17 protein-coding genes are annotated in these 20,999 nt (G+C 52.3%); 10 read left to right on the top strand and 7 right to left on the bottom strand.

From position 1 onward, the window contains the following. Positions 1–253: 253 nt before the first annotated feature. From C4B57_08265 to C4B57_08220, 10 genes are all read left to right on the top strand, one after another. Positions 254–460 (top strand): hypothetical protein, encoded by a 207-nt coding sequence (locus tag C4B57_08265; GenBank protein ID PXF54133.1) that lies wholly within the window; start codon positions 254–256, stop codon positions 458–460. Next, complete coding sequence (locus C4B57_08260; protein PXF54132.1) at positions 457–1,698, top strand: ATP-binding protein; 1,242 nt, start codon at positions 457–459, stop codon at positions 1,696–1,698. Before C4B57_08265 ends, C4B57_08260 begins: the two co-directional genes overlap by 4 nt. Next, complete coding sequence (locus C4B57_08255; GenBank protein ID PXF54131.1) at positions 1,695–2,339, top strand: hypothetical protein; 645 nt, start codon at positions 1,695–1,697, stop codon at positions 2,337–2,339. Before C4B57_08260 ends, C4B57_08255 begins: the two co-directional genes overlap by 4 nt. Then, entirely contained in the window at positions 2,332–2,721 is a 390-nt protein-coding gene (locus C4B57_08250) for a hypothetical protein (protein PXF54130.1), read from the top strand. The genes C4B57_08255 and C4B57_08250 overlap by 8 nt, the downstream gene beginning before the upstream one ends. Positions 2,722–2,956: 235 nt before the next feature. Continuing rightward, entirely contained in the window at positions 2,957–4,399 is a 1,443-nt protein-coding gene (locus C4B57_08245; protein PXF54129.1) for a hypothetical protein, read from the top strand. 18 nt (positions 4,400–4,417) lie between these two features. Then, a complete protein-coding gene (locus C4B57_08240; GenBank protein PXF54128.1) occupies positions 4,418–7,453 on the top strand; it encodes an AAA family ATPase in 3,036 nt (1,011 codons plus the stop codon). A 153-nt stretch (positions 7,454–7,606) separates the two neighbouring features. Next, positions 7,607–8,467 carry a shikimate dehydrogenase gene (locus tag C4B57_08235; protein ID PXF54170.1) on the top strand — a complete coding sequence of 287 codons (861 nt, stop codon included), beginning with the start codon at positions 7,607–7,609 and terminating at the stop codon, positions 8,465–8,467. Then, positions 8,464–9,003: a shikimate kinase gene (locus C4B57_08230; protein PXF54127.1), complete on the top strand. Its 540-nt coding sequence runs from the start codon at positions 8,464–8,466 to the stop codon at positions 9,001–9,003. Before C4B57_08235 ends, C4B57_08230 begins: the two co-directional genes overlap by 4 nt. Before the next feature lie 162 nt (positions 9,004–9,165). After that, entirely contained in the window at positions 9,166–10,281 is a 1,116-nt protein-coding gene (locus C4B57_08225) for a hypothetical protein (protein ID PXF54126.1), read from the top strand. 6 nt (positions 10,282–10,287) lie between these two features. Next, a complete protein-coding gene (locus C4B57_08220; GenBank protein PXF54125.1) occupies positions 10,288–12,708 on the top strand; it encodes a hypothetical protein in 2,421 nt (806 codons plus the stop codon). 78 nt (positions 12,709–12,786) lie between these two features. Here the strand turns inward: C4B57_08220 and xerD are convergent, their stop codons facing one another. Genes xerD through C4B57_08185 form a run of 7 tightly spaced genes read right to left on the bottom strand, consistent with a single transcriptional unit; the run spans position 12,787 to position 20,458 of the window. Further along, on the bottom strand, positions 12,787–13,698 hold the full coding sequence (gene xerD, locus C4B57_08215) for a site-specific tyrosine recombinase XerD (protein PXF54169.1): 912 nt from the start codon (positions 13,696–13,698) through the stop codon (positions 12,787–12,789). Positions 13,699–13,703: 5 nt separating this feature from the next. Next, the gene (locus C4B57_08210; GenBank protein PXF54124.1) at positions 13,704–14,189 is read right to left on the bottom strand and encodes a hypothetical protein; all 486 of its coding nucleotides are present in this window, start codon (positions 14,187–14,189) and stop codon (positions 13,704–13,706) included. Positions 14,190–14,207: 18 nt separating this feature from the next. After that, positions 14,208–14,849 (bottom strand): serine/threonine protein phosphatase, encoded by a 642-nt coding sequence (locus C4B57_08205; protein ID PXF54123.1) that lies wholly within the window; start codon positions 14,847–14,849, stop codon positions 14,208–14,210. After that, positions 14,846–15,763 (bottom strand): radical SAM protein, encoded by a 918-nt coding sequence (locus C4B57_08200; protein PXF54122.1) that lies wholly within the window; start codon positions 15,761–15,763, stop codon positions 14,846–14,848. The genes C4B57_08205 and C4B57_08200 overlap by 4 nt, the downstream gene beginning before the upstream one ends. A gap of 12 nt (positions 15,764–15,775) precedes the next feature. Then, a complete protein-coding gene (locus C4B57_08195; protein ID PXF54121.1) occupies positions 15,776–16,864 on the bottom strand; it encodes a hypothetical protein in 1,089 nt (362 codons plus the stop codon). Positions 16,865–16,914: 50 nt separating this feature from the next. After that, positions 16,915–17,472 carry a hypothetical protein gene (locus C4B57_08190; protein PXF54120.1) on the bottom strand — a complete coding sequence of 186 codons (558 nt, stop codon included), beginning with the start codon at positions 17,470–17,472 and terminating at the stop codon, positions 16,915–16,917. Further along, positions 17,444–20,458 carry a phosphoribosylformylglycinamidine synthase gene (locus C4B57_08185; protein ID PXF54119.1) on the bottom strand — a complete coding sequence of 1,005 codons (3,015 nt, stop codon included), beginning with the start codon at positions 20,456–20,458 and terminating at the stop codon, positions 17,444–17,446. Before C4B57_08185 ends, C4B57_08190 begins: the two co-directional genes overlap by 29 nt. Positions 20,459–20,999 lie beyond the last annotated feature (541 nt).

Here is a 20,999-nt window from a genome sequence, read left to right as displayed (position 1 = left end):
GGAATAAGGCTCTTATGACAATGAATCTCAATAATCAGCATTTCCAGAAAGTCCAGAGGGGCATAAGGCCAAAATTTGGCCGAATCGAAATCTTCGGCTGATATGATTTACGGGACACGCTCTTAAGTCTCCGTAACTGCTCTGTTGCTACAAATAGTGTCTGACAATAATTCCGATAAATGACTTCGTATTATCGGTTGAGTGTGATAAAAAGGATGAGCTATTGCAAAACTCATTATTTTATTAGAAGGACATGATTTTGCATTTTAAAACTGGATATAAAACGGATAAACTGGCCCTGGTCCGGGACCCCTTGAGCGATTCTCCGGAGCTTGTGCGCATTCACGATCCAGCAGTAAAGCTCGACCACGCGAAACTGAGATTATGGTGGCAAGATTTTTTGAGATCCAGGTGGAAGCTTATTGAGCAAACTTCTCGTAATGGAGAGAACAACCTATGATTAGATTGATCGAAGCGAAAGGATACCGTTGCCTTCGTTATGTCAGGACAAAAATCAATGCCTTTGAAATCCTTGTCGGCCCCAATGCCAGCGGCAAGTCAACGTTCCTGGATGTGATTCGTTTCCTTGGTGACGTTGTTTCCAAAGACCTTGATGCGGCGATTAGGGAACGGTCTGACAACCTCGCTGACTTATTCTGGAGAAAAGAAGGAGACCACTTTGATCTTGCAGTAGAGGTGGAAATACCAGAACATCTTCAATCGAAGATAAAAGGAGATTTCAAGATATGCAGGTATGAAATTTCACTTGGAATTGATCCGACAACTCAGGAAAATTCAATTCGGGCCGAACGAGTTCTTTTTTTGTGCCGCCATAAGGAACCTCTAACTCAAAGACTTCTTTTTCCTTTCTCTTCAGCGCCACCTGATAGCATCTTAACTCCTGCTCGGAAAAAAGGTATGAAGACGGTTGTCAATAAGGTATCTGGAGGAAATGACAATTTCTATGATGAAACCGGAAAGGGCTGGGATCATGCCTTTAAGCTCGGGCCCCATAGATCTGCTCTGGCCAATCTCCCTGAAGATGAAACCAAGTTCCCTGTATCGACTTGGTTCAAGCGGATACTCATGGACGGGATACAGAGTCTGGTCTTGAATAGCATGTCTATGCGCAGGCCGAGTCCCCCAGGACAACCGAAGACTTTTCGTCCCGATGGGTCTAATCTGCCATGGGCAATCGAGTTCTTTAACAAAGAATATCCAGAAAACTTTGAGCGGTGGCTGGCCCACATTCGGACAGCGTTTTCTGACATTAAAACTATCGAAACCGTGGTGCGTCCTGAAGACAGGCATCGTTATCTTCGAGTAGTATACAAGACCGGCCTTAAGATTCCTTCATGGGTGCTCTCGGATGGAACACTTCGGCTCTTGGCCTTGACTCTTGTTGCATATCTTGACCAGCCGGCCATTTATCTAATTGAAGAACCAGAAAACGGCATCCATCCTCAAGCGGTGGAAACGGTTTTTCAAGCCCTTTCTTCTGCCTACGAGGCACAGATACTTTGTGCAACACACTCCCCGGTTATTCTCTCTCTGGCAGAACCTGAGCAGGTGTTATGTTTCGCCAGAACTGAAGATGGTGCCACCGATATCGTGCGGGGTTCGGATCATCCGAACTTAAAAGATTGGCAGCGAGGTACAGATCTTGGGACCCTTTTTGCCACGGGAGTTCTCGGATGAGTAAAGGATTTGCACTTGACCTCATCGCACTGGTGCCTGGCAAAGACGAAAGAGAAGCAATTGATGGTCTGCTGTCAAAAAGAAGCGGGAGCCTCGGAATTTGTAGAATCAATTTTCAGATACTGGTTCATCCACGCCGAGACCCTGGTTGTTATAATGAAGCCCAGGATATTCTTCAACCATACACCAACAGGGCAGCATATGCGCTTGTCATTTTCGATCACGAAGGATCCGGTCAAGAAGAACAAAGTGCTGATGATCTTGCCTCTGACCTTAAAGGCCGGTTGTCCAGAAGTGGATGGGGGGACCGTGTTCAAGTTCTTGTTATTGAGCCAGAGCTTGAGGTCTGGGTATGGAGTGACTCTCCACAAGTAGATGTTTCTTTAGGGTGGAGCAAACATTCCACAAATCTTCGTACATGGCTATCAAATAAAGGGTTCTGGCCCGATAAAAGCCAGAAGCCTCCTCGCCCAAAAGAATGCCTTCTTGAGGCATTGCGTGAAGTCCGCGTTCGGCGTTCAGCCGCAATATATCGGCAATTGGCAGAAAGTGTAGGTCTGGAGAGATGTCAAGACCCAGAATTCAATAAATTGAAGGGTATTTTGAGGTCTTGGTTCTCGATAGGAAAAGATTATGTGTGATAACGGTCGGCGACTCATAGAAGACTACCTGCCGATTCAGGCGATTAGCGCCGAGGCTTCGCGGGAGAAGTCTGTCCGTAAGGGGCATATCTCGACGCTTCACCTCTGGCGGGCGAGGCCATTGTCTTTACCTACGGCCAGCACGTGGAGCTGGACCTGCCTGCCGCGCAAGGCACGGCGCAGGCAGGCGGGCAGAATGGGCTTTCGAGCGGAAGCCGGGCGCTGGTCGAAAAGAAGAAAGGTAAGTACCGGCTGTACGATTTCACGGAGCGAGGCGACGACGAGAAGCTGGGGCTCCCGGCGGACGACGGCGCTCCTGCGCCGCTCATCGATGCGCTGCACCGTATCCTGTGGCTCATCGAGAACGAGCCCCGCAACCTGAACCGCTTCCTCGACGAGGCCAGGCCCGACCGTGAACGCCTGCGCCTGGTCGCGCAAGCCCTAGCCGGCACAGCCTTGGCGGGCAAGAAAGATGATGGAGCGGAACACCTCGTTGCCACGACCGCAAGCGAGCAGGCGGCGCTCAAGAAACTTGTCGCCAACTGGCGGGCCCTCATCGACCAGCGCCTGGCTGATGCAGAGAGCAGCCTTTTTGGCTAAGACATGAGGAATTCAACATGAAGGTGCATCATGGTATGGCGATCCCTCCCGAGGGAGAAACGGTGGAACTCAAGGAATCCGTTGGGGAGTGGAAGGAGATCGTCACAACCTGCGCGGCGTTTGCGACGGCACAGGGCGGCCATATTTATGTCGGCGTTGCAAACGATGGCCGGGTTCTTGGCGTACAGATTGGTAAGGGAACGATGGAAGACCTCGCGAATAAGATCGCTCAAAACACTAATCCGAAGGTTGTGCCGTCCATCTCCACGATTGGCCAGGGGACCACCATCCTGACGTTGGACGTTCCGGAGAATCCGATAAAGCCAGTCTATGCCTTCGATAAACCTCTGCGTCGCTCCGGCAGGACGAATCAGGTCCTCTCACCAACTGAAGCGGCCGAACTGTATTTCGCGACCCGTGGAGTTACTTGGGATGAGACGACCTTACCCGAGGCGTCGATCCACGATATTGACGCTGGGAAGGTCCAGAATTTCTTGCGCCGGGCTCAGAATGAACGGCAACTTGCGGTCGGCGTCGATGTGCCGATCGACCATGCGCTTCGTCAAATGAACTTGATCCGTGATGGTAAAATGACGGTTGCGGCCATTTTGCTTTTCGGAAAAGACCCTGAGTGGTTGATGGTGCAGTCCTCATTACGGTGCGCGCGGTTCAAAGGCGACAACACGGTTCATTTCCTCGACATGAAGGTCATCGAAGGAACAATCATCGATCAAGTCGAAGAAGCGATGGCCTTCGTGAAACGCCATATAAGCATGGAGGCGGAAATCAAGGATCTGGAGCGTGAAGAGCGATGGGAGTATCCGCTGGATGCCGTTCGTGAGGCGATTACTAATGCGGTGTGTCACCGCAACTATGCCGATACCGGCAACGTCCAGGTGCGCATTTTCGATCATGGGTTGGAGGTGTGGAATCCCGGTGGTCTCCCAGCTGGACTGACAGTGGAGGACCTACGTCGGAATCACGAATCGAGGCCGCGAAACAAGCTCATTGCCCGCGTCTTTTTCCTGATCCGCTACATCGAACAGTTTGGGACAGGAACGGGGCGGATGATTGAAGAATGCCGAAAGGCGGGTATCCCGGAGCCGCAATTTGAATCGCACGCCGACAGTTTTCTGGTCCGGTTCAAAAAGCCGGTCTCTCTTGCAGAACGGGTGGCAGTATTGAAACTCAACGAACGGCAGTTGAAGGGCATGCAGTACGCAGAGCAGTATGGCCAGATGACTCGACAAAAATACGAGACGGTAACGGGGGCGTCGACGGCCACCGCCAAGCGCGATTTGAGTGCGTTGGTGAAAAGCGGGGTTTTGAGACCTTGCGGACGCGGGCGCAGCATCCGCTATGAGCTTTCGGCTCAGATTGTGAGCCGAAAAACGAGCCGAAAACATGACGAAAAGAAAGGTAAAATCGCTCAAATGAGCCGGAACATGCACCGCAAATGAGCCCAAGGAGATTCGTTGATGAGCACACATACCCTTCGTCCATGGACAGACCTGGTAAAGCTCCACCCCGACGTGGAAGCAGGAGCGCTCACTGAGGCGGTGTTCGCCATTGATCTCGGTGCCATTGCCGCGGGAGATCCGAACGTCCCTGTTGTGAACCGCGATCCGGAGGCTTTTTTCCGGGCCACCTATCTCACGGCCGATCTCCAAAGACTCCTCGAAGAGGTTCTCGCGTCCCTGGCTGGCAAGTCGGGCTACAACCGGGTGCTGAAGCTTCGCACGCCCTTCGGCGGAGGCAAATCCCACACTCTGGCCTCTCTTCTGCACGCAGCACGCAAGAGGGATGCCCTTGATGCCATCCCGGAGGCCAAAGGGTTTGCACGTCCCGGCGATGTGGCGGTAGCTGTCTTCGACGGAGAGAAGTTCGACGCCCGCAATGGCAAGACCCTTGAAGATGGTCGAACCATCCAGACTATGTGGGGATGGATTGCCTGGCAGATCGATCCAGAACAGGCCTTCCCCATCGTGGCGGATCATGACAAGGATCGCGTGGCTCCCGGTGGAGACGTAATCCGCGAACTCATTACCAAGGGAGCCGGGGGGCGACCTGTTCTCCTGCTACTGGATGAGGTGCTCAAGTACATGGAGCGGGCAGCGGCGGTCAGTGTCCTGGACTCCACGCTCCAGCGACAGGCCAAGGATTTCTTCCAGAACCTGACCGTAGAGGCGGCCGGAAGCGAGAAGGCGGCGCTCGTGTATTCCCTCACGTGGAGCGCACGAGAAGCCCTTGGCAATGTGGGACTGCTCGCCGAAATCGACAAGCTTGCGGCGAGAGTGGACCAATTGCGTGAGCCTGTGACCGGGGACGAAATCCTCCCGATTCTTCAGCGTCGACTCCTTGGTGCCTCACCTGATCCGTCTGCTGCGAGTGAGGTGGCTACGGCGTTTCAGGAAGTCGTGACAGGCATGCAACGGGCGCATGCGGAAACGCCCGCGGAGCGACAGCAGGCTGAAGAGGAAGGGAGATTGTTCCGCGACCGCATGCGGTCGGCTTACCCCTTCCATCCCGCTCTCATTGATATCATGCGTGAGCGATGGACTGCGGTAGACGCTTTCCAGAGGACCCGCGGGGCGCTCCGATTTCTGGCCTCCTGCCTGCATTCCTTGAAGAAGAACGGCGGTGCCCAGCCGCTTCTGGGTCCCGGAGATGTTCCCCTGCGTGATGTGGATGTCCGCGTCAAGATGCTCAAAGAGCTCGGCGTCCAGAATGACTACGACCCGGTCATCACATCTGATATTGACGGGCCCAATGCCCGAGCCAAACGAATCGATGAGAGAATGGCGCGCGAGACGCCGGCGCTTGCCAGTGTTAAACCGGCTACACGCATCGCCACGTCTATCCTCCTTTACTCGTTTGGTGGACTCAGGCGCGACCTGCCTGCCGCGACGCGCACGGCGCAGGCAGGGGGCTCTGGAAATGACGAAACGCTTCCGCCGGGAGTCACGGAGAGTGAACTCCTTGCTGCGTGTGTCGGTCCCGATCTTGACAATATAACCGCGACCGCGGTGCTTTCAGAACTTCGCACCTCCTGCCTGTATCTCCACTACGACGGCGTGCGCTACTGCTTCAAGAAGGACCCGAACGTCACCAAGTTGATCGAGGATGCCGAACAAGGCGTAGCCAGAGAAGATGCCCGGGCGAAGACAAATGGACCGGTTCGGGGAAAGATCAAGGAAATGCTTGATGCCCGTCTGGCGGGCCATCACAACGCACAAATCTGGCCCGCCAAGAGCCAGGATATTCCAGACGAAGACCCGAGATTCCTGGTGGGGTATTTGCCCCTCGAATTCGCAGGTGAGAGCAAGAGCGAACAGGAACGTCATGCGAAGGAGTTGCTCTCAAAGTACGGTGACAAACCAAGGCGTTATCGAAACGGTGTAGGCTTGGCGATTCCTGACAAGAGGCAAATCGAGGCCCTCAGACGCGCCATCCGGTACCTACTGGCTATTGAACGAGTGGAGGCCAAAAAGCAGCAACTTCGACTCACCAAGGACCAGCTCGATCAACTCAAAGAAAGAAAACGCACGGAGCAGGCGGCGGCGGAATCCTGTTTCAGGGAACTATACACGGCGGTTTGGTTGCCGCGTGTCGTCGGAGGTGAACTCGAGTTAGAGAAAGTGGAAAGAGGCGGGCGTCCTCTTCAGGCCACAGGGGTCCACGAACGGATCATGGAATTGCTGACGAGCGTGGGCACGCCGCGCATACATGGTTCCGTGACACCCCGCAAAATCACGGAACGAGTAAAGCTCGGCGAGTCCCTGCCTGCGCCGCCAGCGCCTGCCTGTGCGTTGCACGCAGACAGGTCGCGGCAGGCAGGCGTTGTCGAAGGTGACTTGCCTGCGCGCAGCGCGCAAGCAGGGCAGCCGATTCGCGGAGTCAGGACATCAGATGTACTTGAAGCTTTCTTCCGGGATATTAGCCCACCCCGGCTGGAATCCGCAACTGTCCTGCGCAAAGGTATAGCTCGTGGTATCGCGGAAGGTGTTTTCGCATACACGAGCGGAGGTCTTCCGAAGTTGGGCGAGGACGGGAAGTTCCAGGTAACCCGCGAGAAGGTGGTTGTAGCAAGGCCGCTCGCCGAAGACGAGGTCGATTTCGATTCGGGCTTCCTCATGGTTCCTTCATCTGTGCCAGAAGCCCCTCCCGTATCGACGACGGGAACAACAGAAGAAGGACCTGAAGTGCCCTCGACCGGGCCTGAGCCTCCCACGCCACCTACTGGGCCAGGGGCAGGGCCAACAATTGCCGGTACCGGAACTGATCGGTTGAAAAGAATCTCCCTGGTTTTCAAGGCAACCAGGGATCAGGTTTTCAAGGCTTTCCCGGCCATAGCGAACCTGGCAGACAAGTCCGATGATGAAAAAGTGAAGATACACATCGAGGGTACGGCTGCGGATGGCTACGATCCCTCATGGCTCCGGAACGCAGTTGAGGAACCGCTTGATGAGGCGGACATCGAACGATTGCCGGATGATGAAACGGGACAAAAATAGAGGAGCGATGCAATGGCACCAGAGAAAAAGTGACAAAGATCATTACTTAATGTCCTTGCCCCTTTAATCAGACCTGGAGGTACCATGGTCTATGCAACCTGCACCCTGGAGCCAGAGGAGACCGGGGAAGTAAAGGAGGTTTTGATGAAAGATATCAGGTCAATCAGTCCCAGCACACAATTTTGCGCTGTTATCGGTAATCCGGTTGCGCACAGTCTTTCACCGGCGATTCACAATGCCGCTTTTGCGGAACTGGACCTGGATTTCGTCTATGTGGCCTGCCGGGTCGAAGACGTAAAAAATGCATTGGCAGGCATGCGGGCGTTAAGCAACTTCAGAGGCATGAGCATCACTATTCCGCATAAAACAGAAGCAATGAAATATGTGGATGAAATAGCAGAGGTAGATCGCTCAATCGGTTCAATTAATACGGTTATCAACGAACAGGGCAGGTTGCTCGGGTTTGGAACGGATGGGCCGGGTGCGTTAAAGGCCGTTATTGACGCCGGAGTGGAAATCGACGGCAAAAACATCCTGATGCTGGGCTCGGGCGGCGCGGCGCGGGCGATTTCCTTTACCATCGCACGGAATGCCAGGCTGGAGGGGCTTTCAATCCTGGATATTAATGAGGATATGCTTCAACAGCTTACCGCTGATTTAAGGGCCGGCACGGACACCCTGATCAAATCCGAGCCGCTGAGTAGGAACTCTCTTGCCGCAGCGATGAAGAATGCTGATATAATTATCCACTGTACGCCGATCGGCATGCATCCAAACGAAGATGCCTCCCTGATTCCCGCTGAGTTTTTTCAGCCAGGGCAGGTTATCTTTGATGTTGTATATACGCCCCTTGAAACCAGACTGCTTGCCGAGGCCAGGTCCCGCGGCCTTAAAGTAATTTCCGGAGTGGATATGTTTATCAACCAGGCGGTCTTGCAATTTGAGCGTTTTACGGGCGTTGACGCACCTGTAGAGGTTATGCGCCGGGTAGTAATGGAGCATTTAAGGACATGAATATAGTACTGATCGGATATCGCGGCACCGGGAAAAGTGCGGTGGGAGAGCTTCTCGCCTTGCGCCTCAAGATGCCGTGTATTGGTATGGATGCGGAAATAGTCAAAAGGGCGGGCATGTCAATTCCGGAGATTGTGGAGAAATATGGCTGGCAGAAATTTCGCGATATGGAGTCTGAAGAGGCCCGGGAACTGGCAGGACTTGATAATATTATTGTAGATACCGGCGGCGGGGTTGTTGAACGGCCTGAAAATATTGAGGCCCTGAAGACAAACTCCATTATCATCTGGCTCAAGGCCTCAGTGGATACGATTGTCTCGCGGATTCAGGGAGACACTGAACGGCCTGCCTTGACCGCTGGAAAGACTTTTACCGAAGAGATTGCGGAAGTCCTGGAGCAAAGGATCCCAAAATACAAAAGCGCCGCTCAATACGAAATTGATACGGACGAATCAACCCCGGAGCAGGTCGCAGACAGGGTTATTGAAATCTGGAAGGAGGAAGGAAATCCTGCTGCCCATCATGTCACCAATTGATGACATCCTTCACCGGTACATGTCTGGCAACAATAATAATGGTGAATTGACGGCACAGAATGTTTCGCTCTGCCATGATTCACCTTATACGATTTACTGCGGCAGGTTCGTTAACCGGGATGTCTCCCTCGCATGGCAAGTAGGTCCAAAGAGTGATTTTCTATGATCAAACTACTCCACACCGCAGACCAGCACCTTGGCGTCAAGTTTTCCGGGTTCGGAGAGAAGGGAAAGCAGCTCCGCCAGGCCGTGAAAGAGTCCCTTAAAACCTTAGTAGATCTGGCCAGGGCAGAGGCCGTTGATCTGGTGTTGATCGCCGGCGACCTGTTCGACTCAAATGCGGTATCGAGGAACCTGGTAGAGGAAGCCGTAGCTCAGCTCAAGCGGCTGCCACCGGTGCCGGTCTGCATCCTTCCCGGGACACATGATTGCTACGATGCCTCTTCGGTGTACAGCCGTCCTGAATTTCTGAATATCCCTGATATCCATATCTTCACGGACGAAATCACGGCCATCTCCTTTCCAAGGCTCGACATCACGGTATACGGCAAGGCCAACCTGAGCCCAAAGGGGACCGGGAGCCCGCTGGCAGCGCTCAGGAAGACCAGCGAAACCAGATATCATGTGGCCATGGCCCACGGAGAGATGGCCATCGAGGGAAAGTTTTCCGGCGACTATTACCCTGTTGAGCCCAGGGAGATCGCTGCTTCTGGCATGAACTATGTCGCCCTCGGGCACTGGCACCGGTACGCTGATTTTTCCCAAGGCGGTGTCAGGGCCTCTTACTGTGGGGCGTCAGAGACCCTAAGCTTCGAAGAAGGGGAGGGCTCCGGCTTTGTCCTCATCGTTTCCATTGATGAGTCAGCCACCCGGGTTGAAAGGAGGCGTGTTGGCAAATTTCTTTGGAAAACAGTCGATTTGGCCATCGAGACTTTCGAATCAGAGGAAGACCTTATTCAGGAGATCCGCCAACTGGCGGATCCCAACACACTTCTTCGGGTCAGATTAGGAGGCTTAAAGCCACTGGATTGGGATATGAGCGAGGAGCGAGTCATAGAAATGCTGGGGGATTCGTTTTTCCATCTCGAAGTCATTACAGGCGGCTTATCCACATCCCTTGACCGTATCCGTGTGGCAGACTTCCCGGAGTCCACTGTCATTGGCCAGTTTCTGCGCATCATGGAAAAGAGGCTTGAGACTGCCGGTCCTGCTGAGAAACCCGTTCTTGAAGAGGCGCTGCAGAGGGGCTTTGCCCTGCTGAACGGCAGGGAGGCCTGACAGCCAATGAAACTGACACGCATTCAGATTAATCGCTTCCGAAACATCGATACCTTCTCCAGTGGTATAGACGACGGCATCGTGCTGTTTAAAGGTCCCAACGAGGCCGGAAAATCATCGCTTCTTTCCGCCATCTTATTCGGCCTCTTTGAGGACCCCAAATCATCTGCCCAGCGTCTTGAAGAAGCCAGAGGATGGAATAAGGAGAGCCTTTACCATCTTATTCTGGAATTCAAAACAAATGGTACAACCTATGCCCTTGAGAAAGACTTTGAAAACAGGTCAACGCTGCTTCGCAACGTGACAACCGGTGAATTCTGGAAAGATAAGAACAAGGTGAATGCCAGGCTGGCAGAGATCATCGGGTTCTTCTCCAAAGACGTTTTCATCAGCACCGCTTGCGTTTTTCAGGATGAACTTCACGCGATAAGTTCCGGACAAAAGGACCTGCGCAGGCTCCTTGAGGAAAAAGTCGCCGGCAAAGAAGACTCGGCAGCTGAGACCGTTGCAAAGAGGCTTGAGAAAAAGGTATTGGATCTGAAAAGGGGGCTGGACCGGCCGGCTCCTGCCAACCCCGGCCGGATACTGCAGGTGATGGATGAGTTAAGAGGCCTTACAGGGAGGAGGGAGGAGATTGCCGGTATAGTTTCAAGGCTTCACGGGGCCAGAGGCAGGATCAATGAAGTGGCCGATGAGTTGGAGGAAGCTGCGAAGTCCTTGGAGCTGAAGAAGCAGGCGCTGGAAAAATCCAGGCTGTATGTCAAGGCAAAGGAGAGGCTCGAAAACCTGGACAAGGCCCTCGAAAAGACAGTGGCAAACCTGGACAGGCTCAGCAAGGCCGATCAGGAGATCCAGAAAATAAGGTCGCAGCTCGAGAGCAGGCATAACAGGCTGACAATCTGCGAGGCCAACCTGGAAAAGCACAGGAGGGCCGTAAGGGCCAAGGTGGAAAAGGAGGCCCTCTACAAAGAACTTCAGCAAAAAAAGGACTTGCTGGACAGGGCACGGGAAATCGCCGGGGCATGCGATGCATTGGAGGAGTCCCTCCGGGATGTTCCTGTCTTTCCCAGGGCATTGGTGCAGGATCTGGTTCAGGTGGAAAGCGATATAAAAGCCCTGGAAAGGAGAACGGGCGAGCGAGGCATGCTCCTGAAGGTCACCTTTAAAAGGCCGACGCCCTACGAGATCGAGACCGAGGATGGCATCGTTTCGGCTGGCGATGGGGCTGCCGGCGCAACCCTGGAAGAGACCGCCAAAAAAGAGGTCCGCATTGACTTCAAAGGCGTTGCCGAAGTGCGGGTAGCCGCCAAAGACCGGGCATTACAAGAGGGCCTGGAGGAACTGAACGAAAAAAGAGGCCTCTTGAAGACCCGGCTCGAACAATATCAGTGTCAGTCGGTCGCGGAATTGGTAGCCATGAAAGAAAGGCGGGAAAAGACTCAGCAAGAGTTGGAGGCCAAAGAGTTGGAGCTAAAGATAACCCTGGGCAAGGAGAACATGGCCTCTTTGGGAAAAGGGGTGAAAGAGTCAGAAATCTGGTCAGAGCAAGTAAGCAAGGTTTTTGAGGAGATGAGGGACTTCGTGATTTCAGAAGAGGAACTCGCAGAGCGGGAACGGGAAATCCGGTCACTGTGCAAAGAGGTGCAAGAGCTTGAAGGGAATATCCGCGAAAACCAGGGTGTCCTGAAATCGTTTATCAAAGAGGATCTCGAAAAGGAGAAGAAAGATCTGGCCAGGCAAATGCTCGTGGCGGAGACAGCCCTGGAGGATCTCAAGGCCTTCGAGGCATCAGGGGAAGAAGTCGTCAGGCAGGAGGATGAGGTCAAAACCTTGGAAAAGAGACTATCCGAGCTAGAGGTTGAGCGAAAAACGCTTGAACATATCCTCCGGGAAGACCGCTATGGCCAGGAAGATATAGCCGAATTAGAGGAGCGTATCGAGTCCCTGGAAAGGAGGGCTGACAGGCTGAGAATGAGGCTCAGGGCCTACGAGATCATCGGTGAGGTCCTTAACGAAGCACGCAGGAACATTCTAAAGAGTATCGGCAGTGAGGTTGACGAACGGATTGGTGCTTATTCCGGTGTGATTACCAGCGGCAAGTATGATCAGGTCCGCCTTTCGAGAGAGGATTTCTCCCTCCGGGTGTTCAGCCGCGAGAAGGGTGACTGGATCAATCCTGACGCGCAAGAACTCTCTGCGGGTGCCAGGGATCAGCTTTACCTGGCGGCACGCCTGGCGCTGGTGGATGCGGTCATGGAGGGAAGTCCTGTTCCTATCATTCTGGATGATCCGTTAGTACATTTTGACGCATGGCGCCGGGAAAATACCCGGAATCTCCTTAAGGAAGTGTCAAAGACGCACCAGGTGCTCATCTTCTCCTGCCACGATTATTATGACGACTGGGCCGATCAGATCGTCAGCTTTTGACCGTTGTGATTTGGGAACGTGGCCAAACCCATCACTCTCGCGACTATACTATATTTATCCCCATCCTTATGAAATTTTTCAGCCCCTGGGATGGTATTTCTGGTGGATAGTGCGCAGGTGCTGAAGATCAAGATGGGTGTATATCTGTGTAGTGCTGATGCTGCTGTGGCCTAAGAGCATCTGTACGACCCTCAGATCTGCTCCGCCTTCCAGGAGATGTGTTGCAAAGGAATGGCGGAGCACGTGGGGAGAGACTTCGCTCTTAATGCCTGCCGATATGGAATAGGCCTTGAGTAGCTGCCAGAACCTCTGCCTTGTGAGAGGTTTTCCGGCCCTGCCGACGAATACAAAGTAACTGGCCTTCTTGCCAAGAAGCTTGGGTCTGCCGGACTTGAGATAATTGCCCAGCCATTCTATGGCCACCTTTCCCACCGGCACTACCCGTTCTTTATTTCCCTTGCCGAGTATCCTCAGATAACCAACCTTCATGTCTAACTGATTGAGCTTTAATCCCACGGATTCAGAGGCCCTGAGCCCGCATGCATAAGTGAGTTCAAGGAGTGCCCTGTCCCGCAAACCGGCAGGCCTGCTCACCTCAGGTTGTTCCATCAGGGTCTCAACCTCGGATACTGACAACACATCAGGAAGATATCTCCCTATTCTCGGATTATTGATAGCGGCAAGAGGTGTTGAGTTCAGGCCATACTCTTCCACCAGAAAGCGGAAAAACCCCCTGAGGGCTGAAAGTTTCCTGGCGGTGGTTCTTGGAGAAAGGCCTGAGTCCCGTAAGGATTTCAGCCACGCCAATATGTGGCCGGGGCTTACTTCGTCCGGACCGGCAAGTCTTTTTCCGTCTGCAAAATCAACGAAATTTAAGAGATCGCGGCTGTATTCATCAAGGGTGCTGGAAGAAACGCCACGGTCTATGGAAAGGCGGGCCATAAAGTCATCAAGAAAATCGGCCCATGAAGTTGCTGCTTCCCCTGGCATATTTTTCAAGAGAGCTCTGTGAGTCGTATGTCCGCGGTCTCCCTGATTTCCGGGTCTCTGGCAGTGAGGCTCAGTACTCTCAGTTTGCTTTTCAGGCCTTTTCGTTCAACAGTTCCCTTTCCTTCAGCGAGTTCACACAGGGCCTCAATAGCCTTGCATACCAATTCCGAATCATTTTTGATATCCAGGAGCAGGAGCAATGCGCCCCAGTCATCCGGCATGCCGTAAGTGTCCACATAGTGTCTGACAGCAGAAAGAAACTTTGCCCTGCCGTAGGATTCATGTATGGCCATGAGGTCTTTAGAATGTTGTGGCCGCCCCTTGGCACCCATGAACAGCTTTTCTGCCTCCCTTAAATAGCGTTCCTTCATCCTTGGGTCTTCAAGCACCCTTTCCAGCTTGCTGCGCCTATCCTTTCTGTTTCTTGCGCTCCTGCCCCTATCGCGCTTCCTGTCTATTTCTTTCCAGCTTTCCCTTTTCTCTCTGGCCATAATTTCTTTCGGTTCCTTTTAGGTAAATATGAATTCAAAATCCGGGAGTATGAGGCAAGTGAGTCTTCCGCCATAGACCGCACCCGTGTCGATACCCACCTTGTTGGCCTCAATAAATGGGACGGGGAACGGCGTATGACCGAAAATGATCCTTTTACCCCAGTCATAAGAAGATTCCAGAAAATGTGATCTGATCCAGATGAGGTCTTCAGGGCTTTGTTCAGAAATAGAGATATAGGGTCTCAGGCCTGCATGTACAAATATATAATCATCGGTCTCATAATACAAATCCAGGTGATCAAGAAAATCCCTGTGGCTTTGGGGTATCTCTATTCCGCCCTCTCCAACCGTATAACTCTCAAGGGTCTTTTCCCCTCCGTTCAGGAGGAAAAGATCCTGGTCCTCGCCCTTAAGGAACTGTGTGAACATCCATTCGTGGTTTCCCTTTAGACATATTAGCCGCTCCGCGTGCCTTTCTCTGAGGTCGATCAACAGCTCTATTACCCCTCGGGAGTCAGGTCCGCGGTCCACATAGTCTCCAAGAAAGACCATCAGGTCCCTGTTCCAGTTTATCCGAATCATGCCCAGCAGGGTCTTTAGCTTGTCAAGACACCCGTGGATATCACCTATGGCAAATATCTTTTCCGCCTGGACTATCATCTGCGCCTGTCCAGCCTGTTGAGCCCGGCATCTCTCGCGGCCCTCAGGGCCTCGGCATACTCATCCGGTGTAATCCCGCGATCCAGTGGAGGATATTTATGTGCCGTGCCACAGGGTCTGTACTGGTCCATTACGTTTACATAGGTATTCGGAGAAATCTCTTCGGCTATGAACTTCAGTACGGATCTCGTGCCACTCAGTCCTCCTGGCAGCACGAGGTGCCTTACAAGAAGGCCCCTTTTCGCTATTCCGTCAGGGCCTATTATAAGGTCTCCGACCTGCCTGTGCATCTCTTTGATCGCTCTCTTTGCTATCTGAGGATAACGGGCTATATCTGACAGACGTTTTCCAATGTCTTTATTCCAGTACTTGAAGTCCGGCATGTAGATATCTATCACCCCGTCAAGTAACCGAAGGGTCCTGATGGAATCATACCCCCCGGTGTTATAGACTAAGGGGACGGACAACCCTCCCCTGGCAGCAAGGACCAGGGCCTTTAGTATAAAAGGTATCACATGGGATGGTGTTACGAAGTTTATATTGTGACACCCGTCTTTCTGCAAGGACAGGAAACAGAGGGCCAGGACCTCGGTGGATACGGCCTGGCCGGCCCCCAGGTGACTTATTTCATAGTTTTGACAATATAGACACCTCAAGTTGCACCAGGAGAAAAAGACCGTTCCCGACCCCTTTCTGCCTACCAGAGGGGCTTCCTCTCCAAAGTGTGGGCCATAGCTGGCAACTACTGCCTGGTCGGTGACTCTGCAAAACCCCTGTTCGCCTTCAAGCCTGTTTACCCGGCAAAGATGAGGACAGAGTTTGCAGCACGACAAAGACTCCCAGGCCCTGTCGGCCCGCCGCTCCAGTTCCCCGCTTTCAAGCAGTCTCAGGTAACCTGGTTTGTCACTGCCCATTTAATGAGATACTCAAGCTTCCTTTTCCCGCACACGACCCAGGGAATTCAGCCGGTAGAGTTCGAGAATAGACACGCACAGGGCCATCAGTATCGGCCCGAGTATAAATCCGAGGAAACCAAAGACGCTGAGCCCTCCAAGTATGCTGAAAAACAGGACAAGGGTGTGTATCTGAGTCTTGCCGCTGATAAAGAGCGGCCTCAGGAAATAGTCTATCTGGCTGATTATCAGAATACTGAAGGCAAGGAGTATCGCGGCCTTGAGATAGAGTCCCGCCAGGAACAGGTATATTGAGGCGGGAAGCCATACCAGGGCCGGTCCTATCATTGGTATAAAGGTGGTAAGCCCCATTATCATGCCCCAGAGTAAAGGAGCAGAGAAATCCAGTATCCACATGATAAAAAACCCGAGACTCCCCTGTATGACTGCATTTAGCAGGTTCCCATAAAGGGTGGCAGACAAGACGTCATCCGTAACCTTTACCAGTTTTTCCACATCACGCTCCGAAAGCGGTAACAGGTCTTTAAAGGTCTGAAGCATTCGCTCTCCATCTTTAAAGATATAAAAAAGTGTCACCAGCATCAGGGCGGCCTTAAAAATGATGCTGGCTACATTCTTGAATACTACTGTCCCCTGCTTCAGGAAAAATTCACCCATTTTCTTTGAGAGGTCAATTATTATTTCCTTGACCTTTGTCTCGTGAGTCTTGAGGACATCAAGGGCTTTAGATACTGTCTTGTTAAGTATGGGGAATTTGTTCTTATCCGGCACTATGGTGAAATCACCGGTGTTGAGCTCGTTTTGGACTTGAGTGTAAACCCTGATCACTTCGGTAGTCAGGCTTCCCAAAAGGGCAAAGACCGGAATTATGATAAAAGCGATTATAAGAATACACATTCCCAGGGATGCCAGGCCTTCAGATACCTTAAGGGTTCGTCTTATCCATCTGTATATCGGGTAGAAAAAAAGCCCCAATATAATGGCCCAGGCTATGGGCTCAAAGAAGGGCAGAAAGAGCCTTAGACCCAGGGTCAGGATCAGCCCTGCAAGACCCAAGGCCAGGAAGGTCACTAATTTGTTGTTTTTACGGCTGCTATCCATGGGTCATGGCAGTTGCATTCAACTATGAGCCTATATTATCCATGAGCTATCTACTTCCCTGCACACAGTGTCTCCGTTCCTGCCGGTATGTCATTTCTGGATAAACCCAAGTTGTATGCCAATCCCAGCAACACGGAACAAGAGCAGTTTACGCAGGTTTTTCTTTTGCCTGAGCTCACGTCCATGATTTCCTGCATCAAAAAGTCCCTCAAGGCCTCAGCTGCCTCCATGCGTATAGAGGAAATATCCATACCTCTCTTATCGGAAAAGTTGACAAGGCGCTTCCAGTTAGCAGCACATCTTTTCAGCCCTCTGTATATCTTCTTGTCCCGGTTTCCGGGCATGAGGTCTCTCAGTATGATAGTCCTGTAACGCTGAACAACGGCCTCCTCAAGGGATGTGAGATCCCGCGGTTTAATATTAAGCAAAGGCCCCTCGGGGTCCTCAGTAAGATAATGGACCGAACTGTAATATGCGACCTCGGGGATTTCTCCTGAGTGTATTATGAGGAATGCCTCTTCTGACAGAATATTTTTTTTGTCTGTTGTCACTTGATCACTCTGGATCAGGCCCTGAACCCTACCAGGCCAACGGCCTTTTCCAGGCATCTTTTAAGGAGCTCAGGCTCTCATTTACTACTGTTTTGCCCAAATATTCAAGTACCAATGCAGGCCTTTCGGTCACCTCGCCAACCATGGCCCAGCCCGTATCTCCCATCGTACTCTCAAAATCCTGTCGACGCTCCTTCTTAATGGTAACAACAAAGCGGCTCTGGCTTTCACTGAACAGCAATGCGTCCAGGCGGTCGACGTCTACGGCAATCACAGCACCTAAGTCTATTACCATGCCCAGGTCGCCACTGAAAGCGACCTCTGCCAGTGAAATTCCCAGTCCACCGTCGGAACAGTCATGGCAGGACGAGACAATGCCCTGATATATGGCATCTGAAAGGGCACGGTACCTGGCCGACGCATCTTTCATCCTTACTTTTGGTACATTATTTCCGATATAATTATACATGGCATGGTATTCAGAAGCACCCAGCTCGGGATAAGTGGTTCCAAGCACATAGACCAGGTCTCCCGGGTGTTTCGCATCCATGGTCACTGCAAGACGCACATCTTGTATGCGGCTTATTACCGAAAACAGCAGGGTAGGCGGTATGGATATCTTCACTCCCCCGATAGTGGCATCGTTTTTCATACTATCTTTGCCTGAGATGCATGGTACACTGTATGTAGTGCAGATCTGGTACAGGGCCTGGTTTGCTCTTACAAGTTGGGCCAGCTTGTAAAGACCGTCCGGAGTCTTTTCTGACTGAACCGGGTCGCACCAGCAGAAGTTGTCAAGGCCGGCCATAAGGTCCAGGCTGCCTCCTACGGATATGGCGTTTCTTACCGCCTCGTCAACTGCGCAGCACACCATGTGAAAGGTGTCTATGTCGCTGTATCGAGGACAGATCCCATGGGCTACCACAAGGCCTTCAAGGGATTCAAGGTCCGGCCTCAAGACCGCGGCATCGCTCGGGCCGTCGTCCCTTGCCCCCGTAAGGGGTTTTATAACGCTCCCTCCCTGGACCTCATGGTCATACTGGCGTACTACGTATTCCTTGCTGCACACGTTGTAACGTGAAAGCAAGGCCTTGATCTCTGCGCCGAGATCCGCGGGTTCAGGCAGTTCCGGTTCCTCATGCCTGGGAGGAGTCCATACTGCAGTGAGTTCAAGTCTGGGAAGTCCGTTATGCACAAAGTCCAGGTCCAGATATGCCGCGGTCTTTCCCTGATACAGGCAGTGGAATTTTCCCGAGTTGGTGAAGTTTCCGAGCACCGCGGCCTCAACATCCATCTTTTCTGCAAGGCCCATGAACTCGTCCAGCTTTTCCTCAGGGACTGCCACAGTCATCCGTTCCTGGGCCTCGGAAAGCAGTATTTCCCACGGCTGAAGCCCTGGATATTTCAGGGGTGCGCGGTCGAGATAGAGCTCGAAGCCGCCTGTCTCCTTTGCCATCTCGCCCACAGAGGATGAAAGCCCCCCTGCGCCATTGTCAGTAATGGAATTGTACAGGCAAAGGTCTCGTGCCCTCAGGAGAAAGTCCGTCATTTTCTTCTGCGTTATGGGGTCGCCTATCTGTACCGCCGTGGCCGGGGAGCCCTCATGCAGCTCCTCGGAAGAGAAGGTTGCTCCGTGGATCCCGTCCTTTCCTATGCGGCCGCCGCACATGACTATGGCGTCTCCGGGCCTGGCCCTTTTTTCATGGCCCGGCCTGTTGCATACCTCCTTTGGCATGATGCCCCCTGTGCCGCAGAAGACAAGAGGCTTTCCCAGGTAGCGCTCGTCGAACAGGATGCTTCCGTTTACTGTGGGGATGCCGCTCTGGTTACCCCCGTGCTCGACACCTTCTCTCACACCCTCGAATATGCGTTTGGGGTGAAGCAGTCCCTTGGGAAGGGGCCTGTCGTAATCCGGAGGCCCGAAGCAGAATACATTGGTATTGAATATCAGCCTTGCTCCCATTCCAGTCCCGAACGGGTCCCTGTTTACCCCTACGATCCCCGTAAGGGCACCGCCATAAGGATCAAGGGCAGAAGGGCTGTTGTGTGTCTCGACCTTAAAGACAACATTATAGCGATCGTTGAAGCGAATCACGCCGGCATTATCTTTAAATACCGAAAGGCACCAGTCCTTGGATTCCAGCCTGTTGCGAATCTCATTGGTCCCTTTCTGGATATAAGTATCAAAAAGGCCGTCAATTAACGTTTCTTCCCCCTCCTCATCCCTGTAATTAATGATGGAGTTAAAGATTTTGTGTTTGCAGTGTTCGGACCAGGTCTGGGCAAGGGCCTCAAGCTCAAGGTCGGTAAGTCGCTCCGTGAGCCCGACCTCGGCCCTTTCTCTTCGCACCTCAGGCCTCTGGATATATTCTCTTATCCGCTTAATCTCCTTGAGATTGAGTGCCAATACCCTGTCTCTTGAGAGGGCTATGAGTTCCTCATCCGTCAGTCCTGAAAGATCTATCTCTTTTACTTCTGCTGAAGACTTCTCTCTAACCTTGGGAACTGCATAGAAAGGGTTATGTTTCTCAGACCAGATTTTACCAAGCGCATCCCTTGAGACTATGGTGGTCCTCTGTATAAAATCATTGGCGAGAAGCCCTTGTGCCAGCCTTTTTACCTGATCGTGAGTGAGATCACCCTGAATACAATACTGGACAGAGGTATAAACGCCTTTGTCCAGTCCCAGTTTGCGACCGAGAACCAACTCAAGGACCTCTCTTGCAGTACGTCCTTCGTTGTCCGTGACACCTGGTCTGAAGCCGCATTCTATCAGCCAGTCCCAGGAAAAGTCATGTTTTTTGGCCAGATCCAGGGCCAGTGGGCGGTTTATTGCCGTCACCTGGATCACCGGGTCAGAAAAAGGACCTTCTGCAACCGCCCTCAATTGTTCCCATGAAAGGTCAGTATCGATAAGATAGGCCTTGATGGTCCTGATTCCAAGGACCTCCAATTTGAGGTTCTCGCGACATTGCCGGGAGGTCTTAAGGCCATGAGCGTCTTGAAGATGGGGTTTCAACGCTACTTCTATTCGGTGTGGCATAATTTTTCCAACAATAAAATGTAAATATCCGGTGAACCCGTTATATTCTGCCTTGAAGCGGTTACCTTTTTCCGGATTTCAAGGCTCACTCATCGCGGACCGGAGAGGCAGTGCAATCCGGCCCGCTACCCAAGACCCTGCAAAAGGCAAACCGCTCCTGCGGCAGGGCACGGATGGCAACTTCCACAGTGGACCACGGGTTCTCCGAATATTTACAATAAAATCATTAAAAAAGACAATAGACGAATTGCCTGATACTTGTTTATCCTATCTTTTCCGCCAGAGCAATATCGATTGTAATTTAGAAGTAACTTCTCATAAATTGAGGCAGCATAGTCCCCTCACCCCGCCTGCCCTCTCCCCCTTCCCCCTTGGGGGAGAGGGTTTATTGAGAAGTTACATTTAGAATGCTTATCCTCTCTGGATATTTCATATAAGATACAGGCAGCAAGCACCGGGTAGGCTGCTTGCCATACAATTACTGCCATTGGTCTGAAGATTCTTTCATAGAGCAACCATTTTTTGAGTCAACTCCTCAATT

Source organism: Deltaproteobacteria bacterium, from assembly GCA_003194485.1.
Classification (GTDB): Bacteria; Desulfobacterota; Dissulfuribacteria; order Dissulfuribacterales; family UBA3076; genus UBA3076.
Note: the sequence above shows the minus strand (reverse complement) of the source record. Positions and strands in the feature narration are given on the sequence as shown.

Excerpts from the sequence above, each read along its gene's own strand:
- C4B57_08265 (PXF54133.1), top strand. The coding sequence starts at position 254 with ATGATTTTGCATTTTAAAACTGGATATAAAACGGATAAACTGGCCCTG.
- C4B57_08260 (PXF54132.1), top strand. The coding sequence starts at position 457 with ATGATTAGATTGATCGAAGCGAAAGGATACCGTTGCCTTCGTTATGTC.
- C4B57_08255 (PXF54131.1), top strand. The coding sequence starts at position 1,695 with ATGAGTAAAGGATTTGCACTTGACCTCATCGCACTGGTGCCTGGCAAA.
- C4B57_08250 (PXF54130.1), top strand. The coding sequence starts at position 2,332 with ATGTGTGATAACGGTCGGCGACTCATAGAAGACTACCTGCCGATTCAG.
- C4B57_08245 (PXF54129.1), top strand. The coding sequence starts at position 2,957 with ATGAAGGTGCATCATGGTATGGCGATCCCTCCCGAGGGAGAAACGGTG.
- C4B57_08240 (PXF54128.1), top strand. The coding sequence starts at position 4,418 with ATGAGCACACATACCCTTCGTCCATGGACAGACCTGGTAAAGCTCCAC.
- C4B57_08230 (PXF54127.1), top strand. The coding sequence starts at position 8,464 with ATGAATATAGTACTGATCGGATATCGCGGCACCGGGAAAAGTGCGGTG.
- C4B57_08225 (PXF54126.1), top strand. The coding sequence starts at position 9,166 with ATGATCAAACTACTCCACACCGCAGACCAGCACCTTGGCGTCAAGTTT.
- C4B57_08220 (PXF54125.1), top strand. The coding sequence starts at position 10,288 with ATGAAACTGACACGCATTCAGATTAATCGCTTCCGAAACATCGATACC.
- xerD (PXF54169.1), bottom strand. The coding sequence starts at position 13,698 with ATGCCAGGGGAAGCAGCAACTTCATGGGCCGATTTTCTTGATGACTTT.
- C4B57_08210 (PXF54124.1), bottom strand. The coding sequence starts at position 14,189 with ATGGCCAGAGAGAAAAGGGAAAGCTGGAAAGAAATAGACAGGAAGCGC.
- C4B57_08205 (PXF54123.1), bottom strand. The coding sequence starts at position 14,849 with ATGATAGTCCAGGCGGAAAAGATATTTGCCATAGGTGATATCCACGGG.
- C4B57_08200 (PXF54122.1), bottom strand. The coding sequence starts at position 15,763 with ATGGGCAGTGACAAACCAGGTTACCTGAGACTGCTTGAAAGCGGGGAA.
- C4B57_08195 (PXF54121.1), bottom strand. The coding sequence starts at position 16,864 with ATGGATAGCAGCCGTAAAAACAACAAATTAGTGACCTTCCTGGCCTTG.
- C4B57_08190 (PXF54120.1), bottom strand. The coding sequence starts at position 17,472 with ATGCCTGGAAAAGGCCGTTGGCCTGGTAGGGTTCAGGGCCTGATCCAG.
- C4B57_08185 (PXF54119.1), bottom strand. The coding sequence starts at position 20,458 with ATGCCACACCGAATAGAAGTAGCGTTGAAACCCCATCTTCAAGACGCT.